At 40.8% G+C, this 21,417-nt stretch carries 18 protein-coding genes; 11 read left to right on the top strand and 7 right to left on the bottom strand.

Translation table 11 applies throughout. The features are described from left to right. The first annotated feature begins 6 nt into the window (after positions 1–6). The 5 genes from M3M35_RS03630 to M3M35_RS03650 all read left to right on the top strand — a co-directional run bounded on the left by M3M35_RS03630 (position 7) and on the right by M3M35_RS03650 (position 5,945). Positions 7–711: a VIT1/CCC1 transporter family protein gene (locus M3M35_RS03630; protein WP_252750630.1), complete on the top strand. Its 705-nt coding sequence runs from the start codon at positions 7–9 to the stop codon at positions 709–711. A gap of 200 nt (positions 712–911) precedes the next feature. Next, the gene (locus tag M3M35_RS03635; RefSeq protein ID WP_252750631.1) at positions 912–2,135 is read left to right on the top strand and encodes a quaternary amine ABC transporter ATP-binding protein; all 1,224 of its coding nucleotides are present in this window, start codon (positions 912–914) and stop codon (positions 2,133–2,135) included. Beyond that, on the top strand, positions 2,128–3,003 hold the full coding sequence (locus M3M35_RS03640; protein ID WP_252750632.1) for an ABC transporter permease: 876 nt from the start codon (positions 2,128–2,130) through the stop codon (positions 3,001–3,003). The genes M3M35_RS03635 and M3M35_RS03640 overlap by 8 nt, the downstream gene beginning before the upstream one ends. Before the next feature lie 16 nt (positions 3,004–3,019). Further along, positions 3,020–3,928 carry a glycine betaine ABC transporter substrate-binding protein gene (locus tag M3M35_RS03645; protein ID WP_420842391.1) on the top strand — a complete coding sequence of 303 codons (909 nt, stop codon included), beginning with the start codon at positions 3,020–3,022 and terminating at the stop codon, positions 3,926–3,928. Positions 3,929–4,025: 97 nt separating this feature from the next. Further along, positions 4,026–5,945, top strand: coding sequence for a M13 family metallopeptidase (locus M3M35_RS03650; RefSeq protein WP_252750633.1), 1,920 nt, complete (start codon positions 4,026–4,028; stop codon positions 5,943–5,945). A gap of 39 nt (positions 5,946–5,984) precedes the next feature. Here M3M35_RS03650 and M3M35_RS03655 read toward each other — a convergent pair whose 3' ends face one another. Beyond that, the gene (locus tag M3M35_RS03655) at positions 5,985–6,926 is read right to left on the bottom strand and encodes an alpha/beta hydrolase (RefSeq protein WP_252750634.1); all 942 of its coding nucleotides are present in this window, start codon (positions 6,924–6,926) and stop codon (positions 5,985–5,987) included. Between the two features lie 156 nt (positions 6,927–7,082). Here M3M35_RS03655 and M3M35_RS03660 point away from each other — a divergent pair, with 156 nt between their 5' ends. After that, on the top strand, positions 7,083–7,604 hold the full coding sequence (locus tag M3M35_RS03660) for a hypothetical protein (protein ID WP_252750635.1): 522 nt from the start codon (positions 7,083–7,085) through the stop codon (positions 7,602–7,604). 101 nt (positions 7,605–7,705) lie between these two features. Then, positions 7,706–8,497: a type I methionyl aminopeptidase gene (gene map, locus M3M35_RS03665; RefSeq protein ID WP_252750636.1), complete on the top strand. Its 792-nt coding sequence runs from the start codon at positions 7,706–7,708 to the stop codon at positions 8,495–8,497. A gap of 69 nt (positions 8,498–8,566) precedes the next feature. Here map and M3M35_RS03670 read toward each other — a convergent pair whose 3' ends face one another. Both M3M35_RS03670 and M3M35_RS03675 read right to left on the bottom strand, forming a co-directional pair. Further along, positions 8,567–9,889, bottom strand: a complete 1,323-nt coding sequence (locus tag M3M35_RS03670; RefSeq protein ID WP_252750637.1) for an AbiH family protein — start codon at positions 9,887–9,889, stop codon at positions 8,567–8,569. A gap of 31 nt (positions 9,890–9,920) precedes the next feature. Then, positions 9,921–10,646 carry a hypothetical protein gene (locus tag M3M35_RS03675; RefSeq protein WP_252750638.1) on the bottom strand — a complete coding sequence of 242 codons (726 nt, stop codon included), beginning with the start codon at positions 10,644–10,646 and terminating at the stop codon, positions 9,921–9,923. A gap of 1,190 nt (positions 10,647–11,836) precedes the next feature. Here M3M35_RS03675 and dcm point away from each other — a divergent pair. Further along, the gene (gene dcm, locus M3M35_RS03680) at positions 11,837–13,111 is read left to right on the top strand and encodes a DNA (cytosine-5-)-methyltransferase (protein ID WP_252750689.1); all 1,275 of its coding nucleotides are present in this window, start codon (positions 11,837–11,839) and stop codon (positions 13,109–13,111) included. A gap of 11 nt (positions 13,112–13,122) precedes the next feature. On the opposite strand, the gene M3M35_RS03685 is transcribed toward dcm, so the two are convergent. The 3 genes from M3M35_RS03685 to M3M35_RS03695 form a co-directional block, all read right to left on the bottom strand. Beyond that, a complete protein-coding gene (locus M3M35_RS03685; RefSeq protein WP_252750639.1) occupies positions 13,123–14,601 on the bottom strand; it encodes a Sau3AI family type II restriction endonuclease in 1,479 nt (492 codons plus the stop codon). Positions 14,602–14,853: 252 nt separating this feature from the next. Beyond that, entirely contained in the window at positions 14,854–15,087 is a 234-nt protein-coding gene (locus tag M3M35_RS03690) for a DUF2922 domain-containing protein (protein ID WP_252750640.1), read from the bottom strand. A 15-nt stretch (positions 15,088–15,102) separates the two neighbouring features. After that, positions 15,103–15,306: a DUF1659 domain-containing protein gene (locus tag M3M35_RS03695; RefSeq protein WP_252750641.1), complete on the bottom strand. Its 204-nt coding sequence runs from the start codon at positions 15,304–15,306 to the stop codon at positions 15,103–15,105. A gap of 375 nt (positions 15,307–15,681) precedes the next feature. On the opposite strand from M3M35_RS03695, the gene M3M35_RS03700 reads away from it, so the two are divergent. Continuing rightward, the gene (locus tag M3M35_RS03700) at positions 15,682–16,770 is read left to right on the top strand and encodes a baeRF3 domain-containing protein (protein WP_252750642.1); all 1,089 of its coding nucleotides are present in this window, start codon (positions 15,682–15,684) and stop codon (positions 16,768–16,770) included. A gap of 99 nt (positions 16,771–16,869) precedes the next feature. Further along, on the top strand, positions 16,870–18,162 hold the full coding sequence (locus M3M35_RS03705) for a HEPN domain-containing protein (protein ID WP_252750643.1): 1,293 nt from the start codon (positions 16,870–16,872) through the stop codon (positions 18,160–18,162). Between the two features lie 44 nt (positions 18,163–18,206). On the opposite strand, the gene M3M35_RS03710 is transcribed toward M3M35_RS03705, so the two are convergent. After that, the gene (locus tag M3M35_RS03710; RefSeq protein ID WP_252750644.1) at positions 18,207–19,406 is read right to left on the bottom strand and encodes an ammonium transporter; all 1,200 of its coding nucleotides are present in this window, start codon (positions 19,404–19,406) and stop codon (positions 18,207–18,209) included. A 386-nt stretch (positions 19,407–19,792) separates the two neighbouring features. On the opposite strand from M3M35_RS03710, the gene M3M35_RS03715 reads away from it, so the two are divergent. Continuing rightward, complete coding sequence (locus tag M3M35_RS03715) at positions 19,793–21,127, top strand: aspartate aminotransferase family protein (protein ID WP_252750645.1); 1,335 nt, start codon at positions 19,793–19,795, stop codon at positions 21,125–21,127. Positions 21,128–21,417 lie beyond the last annotated feature (290 nt).

A 21,417-nucleotide genomic window follows, 5' to 3' on the forward strand; every position in this document is an offset into this window, starting at 1 on the left:
TCTCTCATGAAACACCCAGCAAAAGCAAAATCCAAGCAATCCATGGACGAAAAGTTAAATAACCTGCGGGCCGGCGTGCTCGGCTCCAACGATGGCATTCTAACCGTCGTTGGCGTGCTGTTCTCCGTTGGCGTGGCCACTACCAACCCCTTTACCATTTTCATCGCGGGGCTGTCCGACCTGCTCGCCTGTGCCTTCTCGATGGCCGGCGGCGAGTACGCCTCCGTTAGTTCCCAGCGTGACACCGAAGAAGCCGCCGTGGCCGAAGAACAACACCTGCTGAAGACTGATTACGCCGGTCAACGCCAGGACGTGATTGACTACTACCAAAGTCGGGGCATTTCCGCCACTACTGCCCAAGAAATTGCCGACGACCTGTTACAAAAGAATCCCTTACAAACGCTCGTTTCCGTTAAGTATGACCTCCAGCTTGGAAAGTACATGAATCCCTGGTCGGCCGCGGCCTCCTCGCTGGTCTCAGCTGCCGCGGGGGGCACCCTCCCATTACTCGCCATGACCCTGTTACCCCAGGAGCTCAAATGGAGTGGAACGATCATCGCCGTCATCATCGCGGTGGCCCTCACCGGCTTTTGCAGCGCCAAACTTGGGAACGGCCTGGTGAAAATCGCCATCATCCGAAACGTGATCGTCGGAATCCTCACGATGTTCATTCACTACTTTGTTGGAATCATGCTCGATCACTTTATCTAACTAGCGTGTAAGCCTTTCCAAAATCCGAATTTTTTGGTAATTTATAGCAATTTTTATCCGTGAAACACTAATAAAATCCCCCTATCGCGCCGTTTTGCCTTGCCATTTATTTGACAAGCCAAACAAGAACTTGTTATGTTAGATAGAGGGTTTTTTATTTTTTACTTAAATTTGACCCACGAATAGAAAGGAGAAGTTCTGTGACAGAAAATAACGAAAAGATCAAAGTTGATCACTTGACCAAAATCTTTGGTCCACACATTAATAAAGCACAAGAGCTTTTATCTGAAGGAAAAACCAAAGAAGAAATCTTAGCCAAGACCGGGAGTACGGTCGGAGTCGATAACGCTAATTTTACAATTAATGACAACGAAATTTTTGTCATCATGGGACTCTCTGGCTCGGGTAAATCAACCATGCTCCGGATGTTTAACCGGCTGATTGAACCCACTTTGGGAACCATCTACGTTGATGGCGAAAACATCATGCAACTCGATAAAAAAGGGTTGCTCGAATTACGGCGGAAAAAGATGAGCATGGTGTTCCAAAATTTTGCCCTCTTACCCGACCGGACCATCTTAGAAAACGCGGCCTTCGGACTAGAAGTGCAGGGCGTTGCTAAGGAAGAACGAGAAACTAAGGCCCACGAATCGCTCGAAATGGTTGGTTTAAAGGGTTACGATCACCAACTACCTAGCGAACTTTCCGGTGGGATGCAACAACGGGTTGGTTTAGCCCGGGCCATCACGAATGACCCGGACATCCTCCTCATGGACGAAGCCTTCTCCGCTTTGGATCCGTTGAACCGGCGCGACATGCAGGACGAACTGATCGACTTGCAACACAAACTCCACAAAACCATCATCTTTATCAGTCACGATTTAAACGAAGCCTTACGAATCGGAGACCGGATCTTGATGATGCACAACGGGGACGTCGTACAAATCGATACACCAGAAGACCTCTTGACGCATCCAAAGAACGACTACGTCAAGAAGTTCATCCAAAACGTAGACCGGTCGAAGATCTTGACCGCTGGAAACGTAATGATTCATCCCAACACGATCAACATCGAAAAGGACGGACCAAAATTGGCCCTCCGGCGGATGAAGGAAGACCACATCTCCAGTATCTTTGCGGTTGATGACGACCAGCGCTTACTCGGTTTAATCGATGCTGACGACGTGATTAAGTTGATTGAAAACCAACAACGGGACATGTCAACGGTCTTAAAGACTGGCTTACCAACCACTAGTCCGGATACTCCGATCGCCGACCTCTTTAACAAGATTTCCAAGTCGCCACTGCCATACGCCGTGGTCGATAAGGACGGTCGCTTAGAAGGAATCATCCTACGGAGTACCATTCTAGAAGCAATGTCTGGTTCAAATGGTAACGATGAAGGAGGCGCAACTAATGAATAGTTTTCTAGCAATTTTAAGTGGCGTGCCCGTTTTACCAATTGCAAAGTGGATTAACGCCTTTGTTAACTGGTTAACTGGATTCGCGGGCTTCTTCAACGCCCTCACGGCTGGGATTGGTGCGATCTTAGACGCCATCCAATGGGTCTTAGACCTCTTCCCCGCCTGGCTCTTTATTATTTTAGTATTACTGTTAACCTGGTTTATCCTCCGCAAGACGAAGCACTGGGGCTTCATGCTCTTTGAAGTCCTCGGGCTGGGCTTAATTTGGAACCAGGGTTACTGGCACGACATGACCCAAACGTTAACCCTTGTGTTAGCAACGAGTTTAATCATCATCGTGTTTGGGGTGCCGCTCGGAATCTGGATGGCCAAGAGTCACACGGTGAACGTGATCGTTCGTCCGATCCTCTCGTTCATGCAGACGATGCCTGCCTTCGTGTACCTGATTCCAGCCGTAGCCTTGTTTGGAATCGGAATGGTACCCGGAGTGGTTGCTTCCGTAATCTTCTCCCTGCCCCCGATTGTTAGTACGACCTGCCTCGGGATTCAACAAGTGCCGGCTGACTTAAACGAAGCCGCCGTATCATTTGGTTGTACCCCATGGCAAAAACTGTTTAAGGTCGAACTCCCCTTGGCCCGGACTACGATTATTTCCGGGATTAACCAGGGAATGATGTTGGCACTTTCCATGGTTGTAATTGCCTCAATGATTGGAACGTTGGGACTTGGTTCTCTAGTTTACTTCGCCGTTGGTCGCAACGATGCCGGAGCTGGATTTGCTGCCGGAATCGCCATCGTGATCTTGGCCATTATCCTAGACCGCTTATCCGAAGGGGTTAGCGGTAGTAACCAATCCCACAACGAGTAAAGGAGAGAGTGGTCAGATGAAAAAATCAACTATGAAACGCTTCATCGGCCTCGTCAGTTTAGGTATTCTGGCAATCACACTATCAGCTTGTAGTGTGACACCGAAGAAGTATAATCCCCACGAAAGCGTCGGACCCCAAGTCCACAAGACGATCACTGGGATTGACGCGGGGGCCGGAATCATGGCTTCCACGCAAAAGGCGCTCTCAGGCTACGGCTTAAAGCAACAGGACTGGCAGCTTCAAACCAGTTCGACCGCAGCCATGTGTAGCCAGTTGGAAAAATCAATTCGCTACAAGCAACCGATTGTGGTAACCGCTTGGCAACCACACTGGATGTTCAAAAAGTACCCGATTAAGTTCTTGAAGGATCCAAAGGGAATCTACGGAAAGTCCGAACAGATCGATACGGTCGCTCGCAAGGGCTTCCAGAAGGATAACCCCGGCGCTTACAAGTTCTTCCAGCAATTCAAGTGGAATCCTAGCATGATGGGTGACGTAATGTACGCCAACTTTAAGGGTGCGGATCCGCAAAAGACGGCTAAGAAGTTCATCAAGGAGCACCCGAAGGAAGTTGCCAAGTGGACGGCGGGCGTTCCGGACGGAAACGGGAAGCAAGTGCGCATGACCTACGTAACGTGGGATGATGCGATTGCCTCGACGAACGTCACTGCCCAAATCCTGCGGGATAAGGGTTACAAGGTTACGATGACCGCCATGGAAGCCCAACCAGAATGGTCCTCCATCGCGCGGGGATCAGCCGATGTCACGACCGCCGCTTGGATGCCCGTTACTTCTGGCCCCCTGTACGCGAAGTTCAAGGATAAGGTCGAAGTAGTCGGAACCAACTGTCCAGGTGCTCGGGTCGGCTTAGCCGTTCCGAAGTACATGAAGAACGTAAACTCGATCGAAGATTTGAAAAAGTAACAGCACCATCATCAGAAAAGCGGACGTTAAGTTTTCCTTAACGCCGCTTTTTTTGGTAAGATAGCCAGTAACCTAACCAATGAAAGAAGGAATTAGAATGGCACAAGCAGATTTCCCCGTTAACCAAGCGGAAATTAAAACAAACCTCTACGACGCCGTCAACGGCGCCTGGGTTAAACAAGCCACGATTCCCGCTGACCACTCATCGGTCGGTGGTTTCATGGACCTGGTCGATGACATCGACAAAACCCTGATGCACGACTCCGACGCCTTTGCACAGGGCGAGTTAGACGTCCCAACCCCGGAAATGAGTGAGTACGTCAAGTTCTATCGGCAGGCGATGGACTTTGCCCGCCGCGACACAGAAGGGGCCACTCCCCTACGACCGCGCTTAAAACGGATCGAAGGACTGGCCGACTATGCCGATCTCAACCAACAACTAGCAGACCTCGTATTGCAAGGCTACCCGACCCCGTTTAGCTTCGACATTGATGCCGACATGAAGAACGCCCAGGTCAACGCCCTCTTTGCGAGTGGTCCCGGGCTCTTCCTGCCGGACAAAACCTACTACGAACCCGACAACCAGGCCTACGCCCAACTGATGCCCGTCTTTACCAAGATGAGTGAACAGTTGCTGACCATGGCGGGCTACTCGGAGACGGATGCCCAGGAACTCGTGGCGGCGGCCAAGGACTTTGATGCCCAAATCGCCCCTCACGTAAAGTCCGCCGAAGAATCCGCTGATTACAGTAAGACCTACAACCCGTACACGACTGCCGAACTAGCTGACAGTACGAACGCGGTTGACCTGCAACAAACCGTCCGGGGCTTAGTCGGCGCCGTGCCGGAGAAAATCATCGTAACGGAACCAGACTACTTTACCCACCTGAACGAACTCCTGACAGACGCCAACTTCGCCAACTTGAAAGCCTGGATGCTGGTAAAAACGGTAAACGGTCTCGCCGGTGCCCTCTCAGAAGAATTCCGGCAAGTCGGCGGTCAGTTTAGTCGCGCGCTATCCGGGAAAAAGGAAGCCGTTAAACCCGAAAAGGCGGCCTTCTACCTCGCCTCTGGGACCTTTAAGCACGTGGTCGGTGACTACTACGGAAAACGCTACTTTGGACCAGAAGCCAAGGCAGACGTCCACCACATGGTCGAAAAAATGATCGGCATTTACCAACAACGGCTCACTGATAACCAGTGGTTGAGTGCCGAAACGAAGGCCATGGCGATCAAGAAGTTGAAACGACTCGGCATTCAAGTTGGGTATCCAGACATCATTGATCCAATTTACTACCAGTTCAAGGTCAATGAAAAGGCCAGCTTACTCGCCAACCTGCTCCACTTTGACTACCTCGAAACAAAGGACCTGTTCTCCAAATGGAACAAGCCGGTCGCTCGTGATAAGTGGGAAATGAGTGCTAACACGGTGAACGCTTACTACCATCCGTTTAAAAACATCATCGTGTTCCCAGCTGCGATCCTCCAAGCACCCTTCTACAGCCTCGACCAGTCGGCGAGTGCTAACTACGGGGGGATTGGAGCCGTGATTGCCCACGAAATCTCGCACGCCTTTGATAACAACGGGTCGCTCTTTGATGAATACGGGAATCTTAACAACTGGTGGACGGATGCCGACCACCAACACTTCACCAAGCTCGCCCAGCAGATGATCGCCGAATTCGACGGGTTACCGTATGCCGGTGGGAAAGTGAACGGGAAGCTCACCGTTTCCGAAAACATCGCGGACGCCGGGGGACTCAGTTGTGCCGAAGCAGCCACGAAGGAAGAACCGGATGCAGATCTCTACGAGTTCTTCACTAACTGGGCCCGAATCTGGCGCATGAAGGCCACGCCAGAGTACCAACAACTGTTACTGACGATTGACGTCCATGCGCCCGGTCCACTGCGGGCCACCGTTCAGGTGAAAAACCTCGACGACTTCTACACCACCTTTGACATCCAACCGAGTGATGCCATGTACCTTGACCCTGAAAAACGTGTCCAAATTTGGTAAGCAAAAAGCCCCCTGGTAACTGCCAGGAGGCTTTTTTGGTTATTCGTTAAATAAGAAGCGGTTAATGATGCGTTCGGATACCTGATTATCTAAAATCTGGGAGTGTTCCGCCATCGGACCGGTTAACCGGAGTGACTCGTAGTTTTTGGCGGGCACGAGGTGCTTCAACGACGTTGCCGAAGCAGCCGAAACCCGACCGTCGGAGTTCGTGCGCTTGTCAATCACCCCGTAGATGTTTAAGACCTCGGTATTCGGATCCAAGTGCTTCGCCATCCGTTTAAACTCGGCATAGGACGGGTAGCGACTGTTAATCGCCTGCTGGCGTTCCTGAGCTTGTTGCCGGAGCACCTCTGGATTCGGGCCACCGGGATGACCCTGGTTGGGCTTGCCCTGGTTCGGTTGGTTCCCGTTGCCAGTTTGACCCGGTTGCTGCTTCATTGGGGGAACGTTGACAGTCACCCCTTGGTACGGACCAGCAACCGACACGAAGTGATTTAACTTCATCTGGTTCTTCTTCATTCCGTAGGTCGTCGCGTTCGTAAAGACCGCGAGACTCCCTGAGCCAAATCCAATCGCATCATACTGTTCGTACTGGTACTTGCGGTTTAAATGGCGCAGAATGCGATTTAAGGCCGCTGATTGTTCCTTAGTGGTCTTACTCCGGTCACTGAAATTAACCTCTACAATCGGCTGTTTGGCCTTTAAATTGCCATTCGGGTAGTAGTTAATCTGACCATCGCTCAGCACGTCGATGTGCATCGCAACGGAACCTCCCGAGCGACTCGCCGTCGTTACCAAGTGGCGTGCGGCTTGAGAGGTCCGGTTCTGGTCGGACACAAACATGATGGGTGTCTGTTGGGGCTTGTGCATCTTACTAGGCGTAAAGGTACCGTAGTGGACGTAACAAAAGCCCAGGACCACCGCCGCGAGTCCAATGATCAGGACCACAAAGTCCCATTTATTAAATATTTTTTTTTTCAAAAAATCACCTTTTACATTATTTTCGACGAAAAATGTCTGTTACCATCATACCACAGCTCGCTCGTCTCCCACCATCTGAACCAGGCGAGAATTGATTTTTTGCCTGATTAATTATTTAATAGATAGGAGACAAATATTTTGGAGGTCAGATTAATCATGGAAGTAGTTATTGGAATTTTAGGCTTTATCGGGGATTGGCTCCTCTTCATCTTTCCCCTCTACCAAGGCCAAATGGAACTGATGGAGTCCAACTCCGTGTTTGCAAAGTACCAAATCAAGGGGCACAAACCCAAAAACGCCAGCCTGTTGGAATGGATGATCCCACCCCTTTTGTTCCGGCGGATTAAACGCACGGCGGGCAAGGCCCAGATCAATGATCTGATTAACAACAAGGAAGACTTTCAAAGCTTCTACAGCTTTTATAACAAGGGGCTAGCTTGGTACTTCGTATCCTACGCCGGCTTCTTAAACGGGGTCTGCTCCACGTACGAACTAATCATCGAAAAGCTCGCCCTGGGCCGGCTCGGGATTGCGATCTTTATCGTAGTCAGCCTGCTCATCTTCTTCGCTGGCCACTACTTCGTTAGTTACCTAACCAGTGGTAAACGGGAAAAACGCTTCATCAAGAAAATGCTCCCGATCGTCAAAAACACAATTAATAATAAAAAACAGCAGTAAGCGGTCACTCGACGTCGTGAGGACCCGAACAACCTGATTCGTGGTATAGTGACGATGAAGACTCAGGACCACTACTGCACTAGCACCAAAGGAGAACAACATTGATTACCTTAAAATCAGAACGTGAAATTAAGAAAATGGCCGAATCAGGCGCCGTCCTAGCAGGTGTCCACAAGGGGCTCCAGAAACTGATTAAACCCGGACTAGATACCTGGGAAATCGAAGAATTCGCGGATAAATACATCACCGACCACGGTGCCACCCCGTCCGAAAAGGGCTTTGACGGCTACAAGTTTGGGACCTGTATCTCTATCAACGACGAGGTCGCCCACGGGATCCCCCGCAAGGGCTTAAAACTGAAGTCCGGAGACATCGTCAAGGTCGACATGTGCGTCAACAAGGACGGCTTTGAAAGTGACTCTTGCTGGACCTACGCGGTCGGGAAGATTAGTCCCGAAGCGCAAAAACTGATGGACGTAACCAAGGAAGCTCTGTACAAGGGCATCGACCAAGCCCAGGTCGGTAACCGGCTCGGTGACATTGGCTACGCCATCGAACACTATGTCGAAGACGAAAACCACATGGGCGACGTCCGCGAACTGATTGGCCACGGAATCCAACCCACGATTCACGAAGAACCAGCCGTCCCAGCCTACGGAGAAAAAGGTCGTGGTCTGCGCTTACGGCCCGGAATGACGATCACGATTGAACCGATGGTGACGCTCGGGGACTGGCGGATCAAGGACCGCTTCGATGACAAGGACGACTGGACCTACTACGTCACAGAAGATGGTTCCCTCTCCGCCCAGTACGAACACACCTTGGCGATTACGGAAGACGGCCCGAAGATTCTGACGTCGCAGGATCCGAAGGAAGATGAGAAATATTTGTAGAATTGAATAATATAAAAAATACCCACGAAATTAGATTCGTGAGTATTTTTTTATTATATGTGATTATACCTATACTGCCTTGATTTTAATTCGATTTTCCAAATTTAATTTATGCAATAAATTTTTACCTTTTGCATTTTCCATTGATTCACCGTACTCATTAATTAGATTCCAAACGTTATTAATGTTTTGGTTAACAATTTGTTCTTTTTTGTTTGAATTATAAACTGAATAATAAAAAACTAAATTAATTTGAGAGCCGTATAAATCATAGTAATCAAAAATTGACTGAAAATAAGAATAATCTGCTTCAGCTAAAGAATGTCCATAAAAATAAATTGTATCAATAGATTTTAGATTTGGTAAAACTTTTTTATGCTTTTCAGTATTAGACATAATTTGATAAGTTTTTGTGAATTGATTAAAAATTAAACTCTCATTATTGTTATTTGCTTTTTCAATGATTGATGCATCTACACCGACAATAGGATTATCAGTATTACCATGAATGTTACTAACTGTTTCAACATGTCTATCTTTAGATGAAAAAGGATCAGTATAGTTAAAATTTAAAACATTATAATTATTTGCAATTCCAAAACTTTTAAGTAAATTTTGAGAGTTAACTAAATAATCATTACGTTCGGACTTTTTTTCAATATATTTACCTAAATTATCCTCAAATTTATTAAGTTGATTGACCATAAAATTAATAAAATAATTAGGTGTATGACTTTCAATTTGATATTCAAATATATTTATTAAAAAAAAGACACATAATAATTGTATATCTTTATGAACTGACATATCTATTAATTTATCAAAATCAGAAACTTGAGCAATAAATTCATCTTCAGGTGCATCTTCAGATAGTTCACCAGGTGTTTCTTCATTTATAATATATTGTTTACTTTCTTTAATTTTATCAATGAGATTATAAACTCTATTAAAAGTTCCGTTAGTTATTAGGTCACTTATCCGTTGTTCTACATCAGACCAATTCTTACCAATATTATCTACTTTTATGTATTTAAAATATAAATCAAAAAAAGAAAGCTTATCTTCTAATAAATTATTTGAAATACTGTTTATCTTTTCATACTCATCAAAAATTCTTAAAGCATCAGAAAACATGCGTTTACGCTCACCATCAATAAATAAATCTCTTCCTTTTTTAAAATTTTTTCTATACATCTCAATATTAATTTTATTTGTTAATTTGTTTAATATTACTAATGAAAATGAATTCGATGATTCTATATTCTTCAAATTAGTAAATATTTCATCATTCCCTAACGAATCAAAATAATCAGAAAATCTAGTTTCCAATTTACATTTCAAATCAAATCCATTACCAATAACTAATAAATCTTTTTTTATATCATTTTCCATTTAATTAAATCCTTTTTAAAAATTATTGATTTTATTTTATCAAACCATCCAATTCATTAATTATATCTGTTATTCTTCTTTCATAAATATAAATGTTTGAACCATCTCTATAAACAAAATCTGTATATAAATATCTACTTTCACTTGAATAGAGATGTTTTACATTCTTTTTCAAACTTTCATATCCATTATTTTTTTTATCAAAATTAGGTACATCAAATGCAATAATTATAATCGCATGCAAAAAAGCATGCTCTAAAACGTTACAACGCACTAAATTTTCTGATTTATGATTATCATAATTCCAAAAATTGGAATAAATCCATGCTTCTTCATCTTTATAATCATTTGCTTTATATTGACTATATTTTTTATAAATACTAATTGGACTACCTAAATTTAAAAAAAGTGCTTCATTTATATGATGTAAATGAATCCAGCAACAATCACCATTTCTCTTTGGTTTATTTGGTGATATATTAGCCTTTCTGTTTATATTATGTTTATTTATATATTTTTTATATTTTTTCAAATGATTATAGTAGGAATCTTTATTATAATATGCTTTTTTAGGTTTACAATGCTGTTTATTTAAGAAGTCAATAAAAGCAAAATATAAACATTTACCCAATTTCTTGTTTTGTTCTCTATTTAAATCCTTTTTTAGTATTTTATAAATTGCCAAAAAAATTTCTATTTCAGAAATACTTCTATTAATATCACTTATTTCAGCATATTTAAAATTAGCATCAGTCATATAAATTATCTCCTATTTTATATAATATCAAAAAAATAACTATATAATGTATTTTTTAATGAATGTCACTGCAACTTGTTTAACATCTACAAAAATAGGATACTTACTATTTTCCGCATATTGCTTCGTAAATTAAGTGTAATACAAATTAATGCATTCATTTCTAAATTAAAAATCAACTTTATAAAATCTTGCTACTTATCAGCTTCCAAAACCTGATTCGCATAGTTCAATTGTAATGTATGGCATTGTGATAATCTATATTAAATACTAATCCTAAACGTCATCAATGTAACTTACTTCAAGTTATTAATAAGTTACATTATTGAAATTTAGTACTAATTTTTCAATAATGTATCTGGTTAGACCTACTAAAACATTAACGAATTAAGTATCTTAATCAATAATTAGATTAGACATAAAATTTGAAAATCTCTAGATGTAATTCAATTTAGTGATAATTAATCAGCCATTCCTTATATCTATTATAAGTAAAGCTTAGGATTATAAATGTGTTAATTAAAATCGAATATAATTTTACTGAATAAGTTTAATATAGTTTTTTCTACTTATAACGAGTAAACCAATAGTTGTTCTTGATTAATTAGATACAAATTTAGATTCAACTTAATCTTCATACTTGTAATACAAAATATTTCTAAAAATACCTTATAATCATTAATTAAACAAAATTTTATTGGTGGTGCATTGTTGTTTATAAAATATATACAACAACTGTCATTTCACAAACTAATAAATATATTTCAACATTTGTTTTTGGTTATCTTGATTGTATAAGTATTTTTTATGAAAATTAATAAACATCAATCTTGAACTAACTACTGATGCTGTCCACTAAAGACACGAATATTTAGTCGTTTTAACATACAATAGGTTATTACTAGTTCATGATTTCAATCCAATTAAAAAGCCAAAGGGTTATTGCGTCATTTCGTTGTCCAAATTAATTGATTATTATAATTTTATTATTAATAAACACATAGAATATCGACAATTTTTAATAAAAAAATGGTAAAATATTTAATTCAGTTAGTAAATATGAATAAGTTTAACGTATTTATAAATGGATTATTTGATCTTTTTTTTAAACTAATATACAATTAATTTAACAATAAAACTGGGATACAAATTAAAAATATTTAGGGTGGGATAAAATGTCTAAAAAATCAATTAAAGTTTTAGAACTTTTTGCTGGAGTTGGAGGGTTTAGAATTGGATTAGAGAATTCTGATAAAAAATATTTCCAAACTAAATGGTCAAACCAATTTGAACCTGCAAGAAAATCTCAAGATGCATTTGAGGTATATAACTATAGATTTCCTGACTCAGAAAATATTGGGATAGATATTAATAATATTAGTGACGAAAAATTCAAATCTATGGATGCAGATATGATTGTAGGGGGATTCCCTTGTCAAGACTATTCTGTAGCTAGATCAACTAAGAATGAGTTAGGAATTAATGGAAAAAAGGGCGTTCTATTTTGGCAAATAATTAGAGCCATTCAAGATATTAAGCCTAAGTACCTATTGTTAGAAAATGTAGATAGATTACTAAAGGCACCAGCAAAACAAAGAGGTCGTGACTTTGCAGTTATGCTGACAGCATTAAATAAATTAAATTACTCAGTTGAATGGCGAGTAATAAATGCAGCCGATTACGGACAAGCACAGAGAAGAAGAAGAACCTATATCTTTATTTTTAGAAATGATTTGAATTATGCTAAAAAACTCGATGAAGAATTTGAAAATACAAATTTATTAAAAAATGAAGATACTTATGACGAGTACATTTTTAAAAGTGGATTATTTGCTAAAGAATTCCCAATTGAAAAAAAGCCATATAAAAATAGAAAAGTTTTTTATGAATTACCTAGTGATATAGTAGATACTTCTGATAACTTTTCAGGTAAAGTTTTCAACACTGGGATTATGCGTCATGGGATTTATTATTCAATAGATACTAAGCCATTAGAAACAGAGAAACCGATTCCATTAAAAGATATCATCCAAAATGAAAAAGATGTTCCCGAGAAATTTTACATTAATAATGAAGAAAAACTCAAAAAATTCAAATATCTACGAGGACCAAAAAGGAAAGAAAGAAAAACAGCAGATGGACATATATACACATACAGTGAAGGTGGGATGAATCCAACTGATGATTTAAATCTTCCCGGCAGAACTATGCTTACTTCTGAAGGTTCCGTTAATAGATCTACTCATTTATTAAAAATAAACAATAGATATCGGTTATTAACTCCAGTTGAAGCAGAAAGGCTCCAATCATTCCCAGATGATTGGACAAAATATAAAATCGTAGATGGTAAAAAAGTTGAAGTTGCAGATAGAATGAGAATGTTTTTTATGGGCAACGCATTAGTTACGAACATCATTAAGCGAATTGGTGACGGAATTAAAAAGATTGATTTAAATGAAAATTAAAACAGATGCTTTTAGGCATCTGTTTTTTTAGATATTAGGTTTTTAACTACTTTTCTAATAAAAGTATTATTAATCCAAAAAGATTGAATGGTCATGAAATTATCATCAAAATCTGCTGGCTTATTGGTCCACTGCGCAGGAGTAGGTAATCTTGATGATGATGAACTATTTACGTAGCTACTTGTAGATGCATGTGGACGAACATGAATAATCATATTATTCTTTTGTTTTATAAAATTATTATGGACATGATTTCCATCATAATAAAGTTTAACTCCAGTTTTAACTTTATTCTTAGTATCTTCCCAAACTTCCTTAATCGGTCCATTGATTAATTCTTTCGGGAATGTATAAAATTTAATTCCTTTTAAAATATTATTTCCATTTTCATCTTCTTGAAAAACAATAAACAGGAATTTACTTTCAGATAAATAAATATTCAAGTCAGCAACTGCCATTTCATCTTCATCATCCCAATATTCATTAACAAGATTACAAAACTTAAAATAATTCAATGACATACTTTCTTTATTTATCCCTTTACTATCAAACTGGATGGTTTTAGGAATAATAGACGATTTTTCAAATTCTTCAATGTTATTTAAATTACCATTATTTTTATTAATTCCTAATATGGCTCTAACAATCATATTATGAAAGTTTTTTGGTGCCTTATTTTTTGTTGTTATCAAATTAACATCTAATTTTTTGGCAATTTGAATATCAGTTAAACCAACGTAATTTTTAAATCTTTTCTCAATTACTTCTTCAAGAGAATTATTTTTTAACTCGATTGAATTTTTTATAACAGCATCATCATGTTTATTTCCTATAACTTTTTCGTTCAATAAGTATGTCATAAATTTATTTTTAAACGAAAAAGCTCTTTGCTTAGCTGGCTGATTAGAATGAGGCTGTTGCCGCTTTGAATTCTTATTTGCCCCCTTTGTACAAGCAGCCAAATAGTTAGTAGCACTTTCACTCAATTCCTCAGCTTTACCTTTATGAACAAAATCTTGGATTATCTCCCAATCTTTTTTTATAATTTCAAAATCTTTAGGTGATTTTTGCATTTGATACATGATGATATATTTGAATTCAAAATTATCAGGACTAATATTTTCTAAATATTCATAAAATGCGATTTCTAAAACTCTATTCTTATGCAGAAAATGACTGTTATCGAAGCTTTCTTTATCCAATTTATTATAGTCAATAATATTTAAAACTAATCGTTCCTTAGAGCTATAAAGATTTCCATTAGTCTTTCTCTTCAATTTTTTAAATGGGGTTGCTTTTAATTCTGAAACACCTAAATCTGGTTCGCTCTTATTATCTTTTTCCTTTCCAAACCATGCTTCAAAAATATCACCCATTAAGTTTTTATTACTATTAACCTTTAAATTTAGTTCTTTTGCTAATTCACCTTGTGTCTTACCTTTTATTTTTAAAGCTTTATTATGAACTGATTCTTTACTTTCATACTCCATTTAAAATACCCTTCATTTTAAATAATTTAATAATACAATTGTATCGTTCAATTAATTAAATAAAAAGTTAAAATGCAATAAATATTAGTAATATTTATAATTATTATATATACGCAATTCTTTGACTTATTAAGATTAAACTCGGATTAAACAATATAAATTTAGTTACATCATATTATCTACATTCATTTAGATAATTAAACAAAAAAGCAATCCACCTAGACTAGGCGGATTGCTTAATTATATTAATTATTATGCAACTTTTTTAATTTCACCAAAAATTGGATACTTACTATTTTCCGCATATCTGGCAGCAACAGGAGTAGCATACAAATTGATTCCATCCTTTTTAAACATTTCCAAAGCCGAAATTCGCTTCATCAAATCTTCCACTTTAGATGCTTCCAAGTTCTGATTCGCATAGTTCAATTGTAAAGTCCGTACCTTGTGTTGTTCCGTCTTAAATACTAATTCTAAAATTTTCATGTAAAATCCCCCTGTTTACGCTGTAATTACATTAACGTCATTCAACACAACTTTTTCCACAGTATCTCCGGTTAGTTCTGTTAAAATTTTCCCGAATTCCGTCACTTGGTCAGCAGTTAAATCATCAGTAAGGTTCGCAAAACCACGTCGCATCCCTTTTTCGTGTACTGCGCCTACCATTGTGTACGTTGCGGTCGTTTTTAACCAACTTTTCTTCATAATTCATTCTCCTTTGTGTTTTTAATAGTAGTAAATGATTGGCCAAACCCTACATATATTAGTAGCGTTTCAGATTACGAATGCCAAGCGCCCTTCTTGAACTAAATCCTGATAATTAGTATGAAAAGGACGAATATTCAGGCGTTTTAAAACTCCACAAATAACAATTTCATGGTCGCCATCCATTAAAAATCAAATCCTTGCTTAGTAAGTTCATTTTCCAAATTATTTTCTCCCTATTTTTAGTAGTACCAACAATTACGAATTAAATCGCCCAGTTCCAACTAAAAAATTCAAGGAAGATAATTCTATTCAAACAACACCATTTGGAGTAAGATGGAAAGCGAATTAATAGATTATTGGAGGGTGTTACTCATGGCAAGACACGATCAAAAAGGCAAAATCAAAAACTTATTGGACTTAGAAGCCCAATCAGGTCCCATCGTTACCATTACGATTCCCCTGAACCCCAAGGAAGACGACACTAGACTCGACCAAATCCAAACGGATAGTTTAGTGAAATCAGCTAAGGATGCCTTTCAAAAGGCTTACAAGCCAGAATTATGGAATGCTTACGATTTCCAAATCAAAAACTACTTAAAGGGTCTGAAACCCAACGCTTCCATCGCGAACGGAGTGGTATTGTACGTTACTAACGACTCCCTTGTGGCTTTCAACTTAAACTACACGCCACAACCAGAATTCTCGTTAAGCGACAAGTTACCAGTACTCCCAATCGTTAAGCAATTAGAGTTCACGCCGAACTTCGACATGTTGTTCTTACAACGTGACTCATACAAGCTTTACTCGGTTAAGAACCTGGACATTACTGACCCAGATAACGTTCCTGCTGATCCATTTGACAGTGACAAGACGGAAACGAACACGATCAAGGATCCTAAGACGAACGGTCCAGAATGGGATACTCACGAATACTTCGAACAAGTTGATAAGTACGTTCAAAAACGTTACTCAGACGTTGACCACAACCCACTGGTCTTAGTTGCTAACGCTGAAGACGCTGGTATGTTCAAGAAGGCTTCGCACAACCCATACTTGGTAACTGACAAGTCCGTTGAAATCGACGCTGCCGTTAAAAACGCTGGCGAAAACGTGGCAGAAATTGCTCAACAAATTCACGATCAATTCGTTAAAGTTGGTGAAGAAGCTACCAAAGAAACTTACAGCAAGATGCTCGGTGCTAAGAAAGCTTCTGCTGACTTTGATGACATCAAAGCCGCTACGCTTGAAGACCGCGTTGCCAACTTGTTGATTGCTGAAAATGCTTACGTAGAAAGCAAGGATAACGGCGAAAACGTTGACGTAACTTCAAACGGTGCCCGTCCTGCTAACCAACTTAATGACCTTGCCTTGACGGTTCTCGGCTTAGACGGTGATGTTACCGTATTACCAGCCGCGGACATGCCGGACAACGCTAACGTGGCTGCTATCTACAGATGGTAAGCGACTAATGGTCGAATAAAAAAGTCACAGTGATGTGGCTTTTTTATTTTGTATAAAAGTGCTATACCGTATACAAAAATAACTTGGAGCAGGTATAGAATGAAGAAAAAAAATGATAATTTAGATAAAGCAATTAAAGATTTTGTTAAATCGATTAATTTAAATCCTGATGAAGTTATTAATGTCCTATATGGAAAATTCAATTTTTCATATTCAGGAGACAAGATGAGTAATTTGCTTTCAGAAATTGTAAAAAACGAAAAATATAAAAATATATTTTTTGAACCACGACTGGAACATAAGCTTACTGAGTATATTGAAACTAAATTTATCGAAAAAAGTGATAGTACTGATAAACCACAGACTAGCAATGAAGATATAGAAGACATAATTTATTCATTTTTAAATCAGGATAAAACCACTTTTATTGTTTTACTTCCTATATCTGGAATATATATAATAAACGATGAATTAAATCTTGGAATTTTAAAGATTTACAATAGCTGTCAACAACAAAAGATATTTAACCAAATTAAAGAACAATACAATATACAAAGTTTCACGGAAGAATCAACTCGTGAATTCCCAAAAACGAAACCTTTTGTGATTTTAAATATCAAATCAATTGATAATAGTACTGATAATGATGATGGCTACTATGCAATTCTAGCTGCAAAAAGAATCATTTCCGGAATTTTAAATGCAACACAAATTATGGTTTATGGTCAACCGTACAGAATTGAGTTAGCAAATTCAGAAATAGATTTCCCCACTTCTCCAATTGTAATAAAACCGAAAGACAAAAAAATAATTGTGCACTTTGGCGAGTATGAACCGCCATTATTAAATGAAAAATATTTAAGCAGAACTGTGAACCTTGAAGAAAACAAAACATTTTTTTCTATAATCAATCTAATTGCTAAGAAAATTAAAAAAAATGAACCACTAACTAATTTTGAAAGTGATTTATGGAAAGCAAATGAACATATTGGAAATGGGATCAAGGAACAAGAAAGTGAAAAGAAATTAACCAATTTCATGATGGGAATTGAATCATTAGTAGAAATAAAATCAAAACACATCACTGAACAAATTGCTATAACTACTGCAGTTATTTATTTAGGACCTGAGGGAATCAAAAACAAAAAAAATAGAAACAAATTCATAAAGGATTTTAAAAATCTATACAATTTAAGATCAAAAATATCACATGGTGGAACGGGAATAATTTCAAAAAATGATTTAAATCTATTAGGTTTCATATCTATTGTCATATTAAAATCACTTTCTGATCATTATAATGAATTAAAAAACGAATCTAGTATAAAAAAACCAAAACTAATTAGTTATGCAAAATCAAAGGTACCAGATTTAATTCAATATTTTAAATAAATAAAAAGGACCTACCCCACCACGGTAAGTCCTTTTTTAATTCCTTATGATTCCGTCATTTCTCGTTTCACGATTTCTTCCTCATGGCGCATCCGCATGCTCATGATCCGTTTCAAGATCAACACAATGATCGTTACAACCACTACGGTAAAGACCACCGTAAACAGGGTTGCCCCGAGTTGAATCCCAAACTGGTGGAAGTTCCCTCCGGCTAACCAGCCGTTGTGGGTAACCACCGGGTTAATCGCCTTGCTAGCAAAGAGACCGGTTAACACGCTTCCCATGATCCCAGACACCCCGTGACAACCAAAGGCATCCAACGTATCATCGACTTTCAAGAGCGGTTTAATCACGGTGATAAATCCGTAGCTGGCCATCGTAGCCAATGCACCAATTATCATCGCACTTTCAATCGACACGTACCCGCAGGCCGGCGTGATTGCCACTAGCCCACAGATTGCCCCCGAACAAATTCCAAACAAGGTTGCGTTACGTTTGGTGAACACGTCCAGGATGATCCAGATTAACATGGCAGTTGCGGTTGCTACCGTCGTGGTTAACATGGCCTGCATCGCAATTCCGTTAATCGCAAAGGCGGAGCCGGCGTTAAACCCGTACCAGCCAATCCAGAGGAAGGTCGTTCCAAGTAGCACCCAGCTCAAACTCTTCGGACTCCCCTTTTCCTTAATCAACCGTGGTCCTAAGAAGTACGCCAGTAACAACGCCGTCACTCCAGCGTTAATGTGCACTACCAATCCACCGGCAAAGTCGAGAACTCCGAGGCTTTGCAGGAATCCGCCACCCCACACGATGTGGACCAAGGGATAGTACACAAAGAGCGACCATAACACGACGAATAGTAAGAGAAAGCGGAAATTGATTCGTTCCACGACGGCCCCCACAAACAGGGCGGGCGTGATCACCGCAAACATCATTTGAAAAATCAGGAACGCGATGTTAGTAATGCTGCCACCGGTGGTCGGCGCTCCCGCGTTCAGTTTCACGTTGTGTAAAAAGAAGTTATGAAGATTCCCGATCAGGTTCCAGTTATTCCCCGAAAACGAGAGGGAATACCCGCAGACGACCCAGAGCAGCACCGGTACACAACACATGATGAAGACCGCCATCAGGGTATTGTTAATGTCTCTGCGGGGCACCATCCCCCCGTAGAAAAATGCCAGGCCCGGCGTCATCAGCAGGACCAAAATCGAACATAGAAAAATAAATAACACGTTAACCGCCATTGTAAATCTCCCCTTCGCTGTTTTTCTCAGTATAGAAAGCTCGTTTCTATTTGTTTAGGGTTGATGTCGGGTTATGCAACATCACCTGCCAGAAAAATTAAGGATTGACAGCTGGTAAGGCTGGTTCTATACTAATAAAAATTACTGAAAGGAGTGACAAGCATGGCTGCACCCACCACAACTACAATGGTCATTTTATTATCCGTCATTGTTAAACATGCGGATGATAAAGTGGTGTGCGCCTAGCTCGTCATTTCACCGTCCGTACAGCTTGCTAACTGTGGGGACGGGCTTGATTTACACATAACAGCCCTTCACAAAGAGCCCCCGGTCACAAGCTGGAGGCTCTTTTCAGTGTTAATTGGAATTCTAGAGGAGGAACCGTTATGTCACAGAATCAAGCACTACTGCACCAAGAATCCCAGGGATTAGCACCGGCGAGTCGCATCAAGTTCTTCAATGTCGTTTTAAAGTCCGGCAAGGGCGCCATCCTGACCGATGCCGACAACCGCGATTACATTGACTTACTCTCCAGTGCCTCGTCCACGAACACCGGACACGCGCATCCGCACGTCGTTCATGCCATCCAGGAACAGGCTACCCGCTTAATCCAGTACACACCGGCCTACTTTGCGACTGAGCCAGAGATTGAACTGGTCAAGCGCTTAACTGCGCTGGCTCCAATTGCTGGTCCCGTCAAGGTAGCCTTTGGTAACTCGGGGTCGGATGCAAACGATGCGATCATAAAATTCGCCCGGGCCTACACCGGCCGGCAAAACGTGGTGAGCTTCACCGGCGCCTACCATGGTTCTACGTACGGTTCAATCACCACCTCAGCAGTGAGCCTCAACATGGCACGCAAGATTGGTCCGTTATTACCGGGCGTCGTTAAGGTGCCGTTCCCGAGTCATTGGGACCGGTTACCCAACGAAACTGAAGCTGAGTTCTGTGACCGGATGTTTGCCGCCTTCAAACAACCCTTTGAAACCTACCTTCCTGCCGATGAAACAGCCTTAGTCGAAATCGAAGCCATCCAGGGTGACGGCGGCTTTTGTAAGGCTCCCGCTCGCTACCTCGACCAGGTCTATACCTTCTGTCAGGAACACGGAATCCTGTTTGCCGTTGATGAAGTTAACCAGGGACTGGGGCGCTCCGGAACCATGTGGAGTATCGACCACTTCCCCAACGTCCATCCCGACCTCATCGCGGTCGGGAAATCGATTGCTTCCGGCTTACCATTAAGTGCGGTCCTCGGCCGGGCCGAAGTCATGGACGCCCTTGCTGCGCCCGGAAACGTCTACACCACGGCGGGAAACCCGGTCACCACGGCCGCGGCTAACGCGACTCTCGACGTCATTAACGATGAACACCTGGTCGAACGGAGTGCCCGGTTAGGTAAGACGGCGCGCCAGTTCTTTCTCGACTTACGGAAGCAATATCCTTTCATCGGCGACGTCCGCATCTATGGCCTCAACGGTGGGATTGATGTGGTTGATCCAGAAACGAAGCAACCCGATGCAATCGCAGCTTCAATGTTAATCACCCGGTTATTGGAACTAGGCGTCTTAATGATTACCGTTCGGGGGAACGTGTTACGGTTCCAACCACCATTGGTAATTCCGGAACAAACTTTGCAACAGGCCTTTCAAATCATTGAAACCGCCTGTGCCGACTTGCAGGCGGGGCGGATTGCTAAACCAGACCATCAGATTGGGTGGTAAGCTACCGTGATTTGTGACAACTACCCGGCGTTCGTCACAACCTGGGCTGGAAAATTATCCGGACAATTGCTATCATGAAAGCTAGTGTTTGGTTAATTTTATGGAGGAGTTGTTCATCATTCGTCATTTTCATACTGTGTTTACGTTCATCGTAAGCGGGATCGCCTTACTAACCTTCAGTAGTGCCGGAACTACCCAGCTGTCCGTGCAGGCCGCTAGTCACCACGCTAAGACGCATCACCATTGCAAGGGGCACCAGCAAAAGCACCGCCAGCGAGCTCGGCACCGGC

Source organism: Fructilactobacillus myrtifloralis, assembly GCF_024029335.1.
Classification (GTDB): Bacteria; Bacillota; Bacilli; order Lactobacillales; family Lactobacillaceae; genus Fructilactobacillus; species Fructilactobacillus myrtifloralis.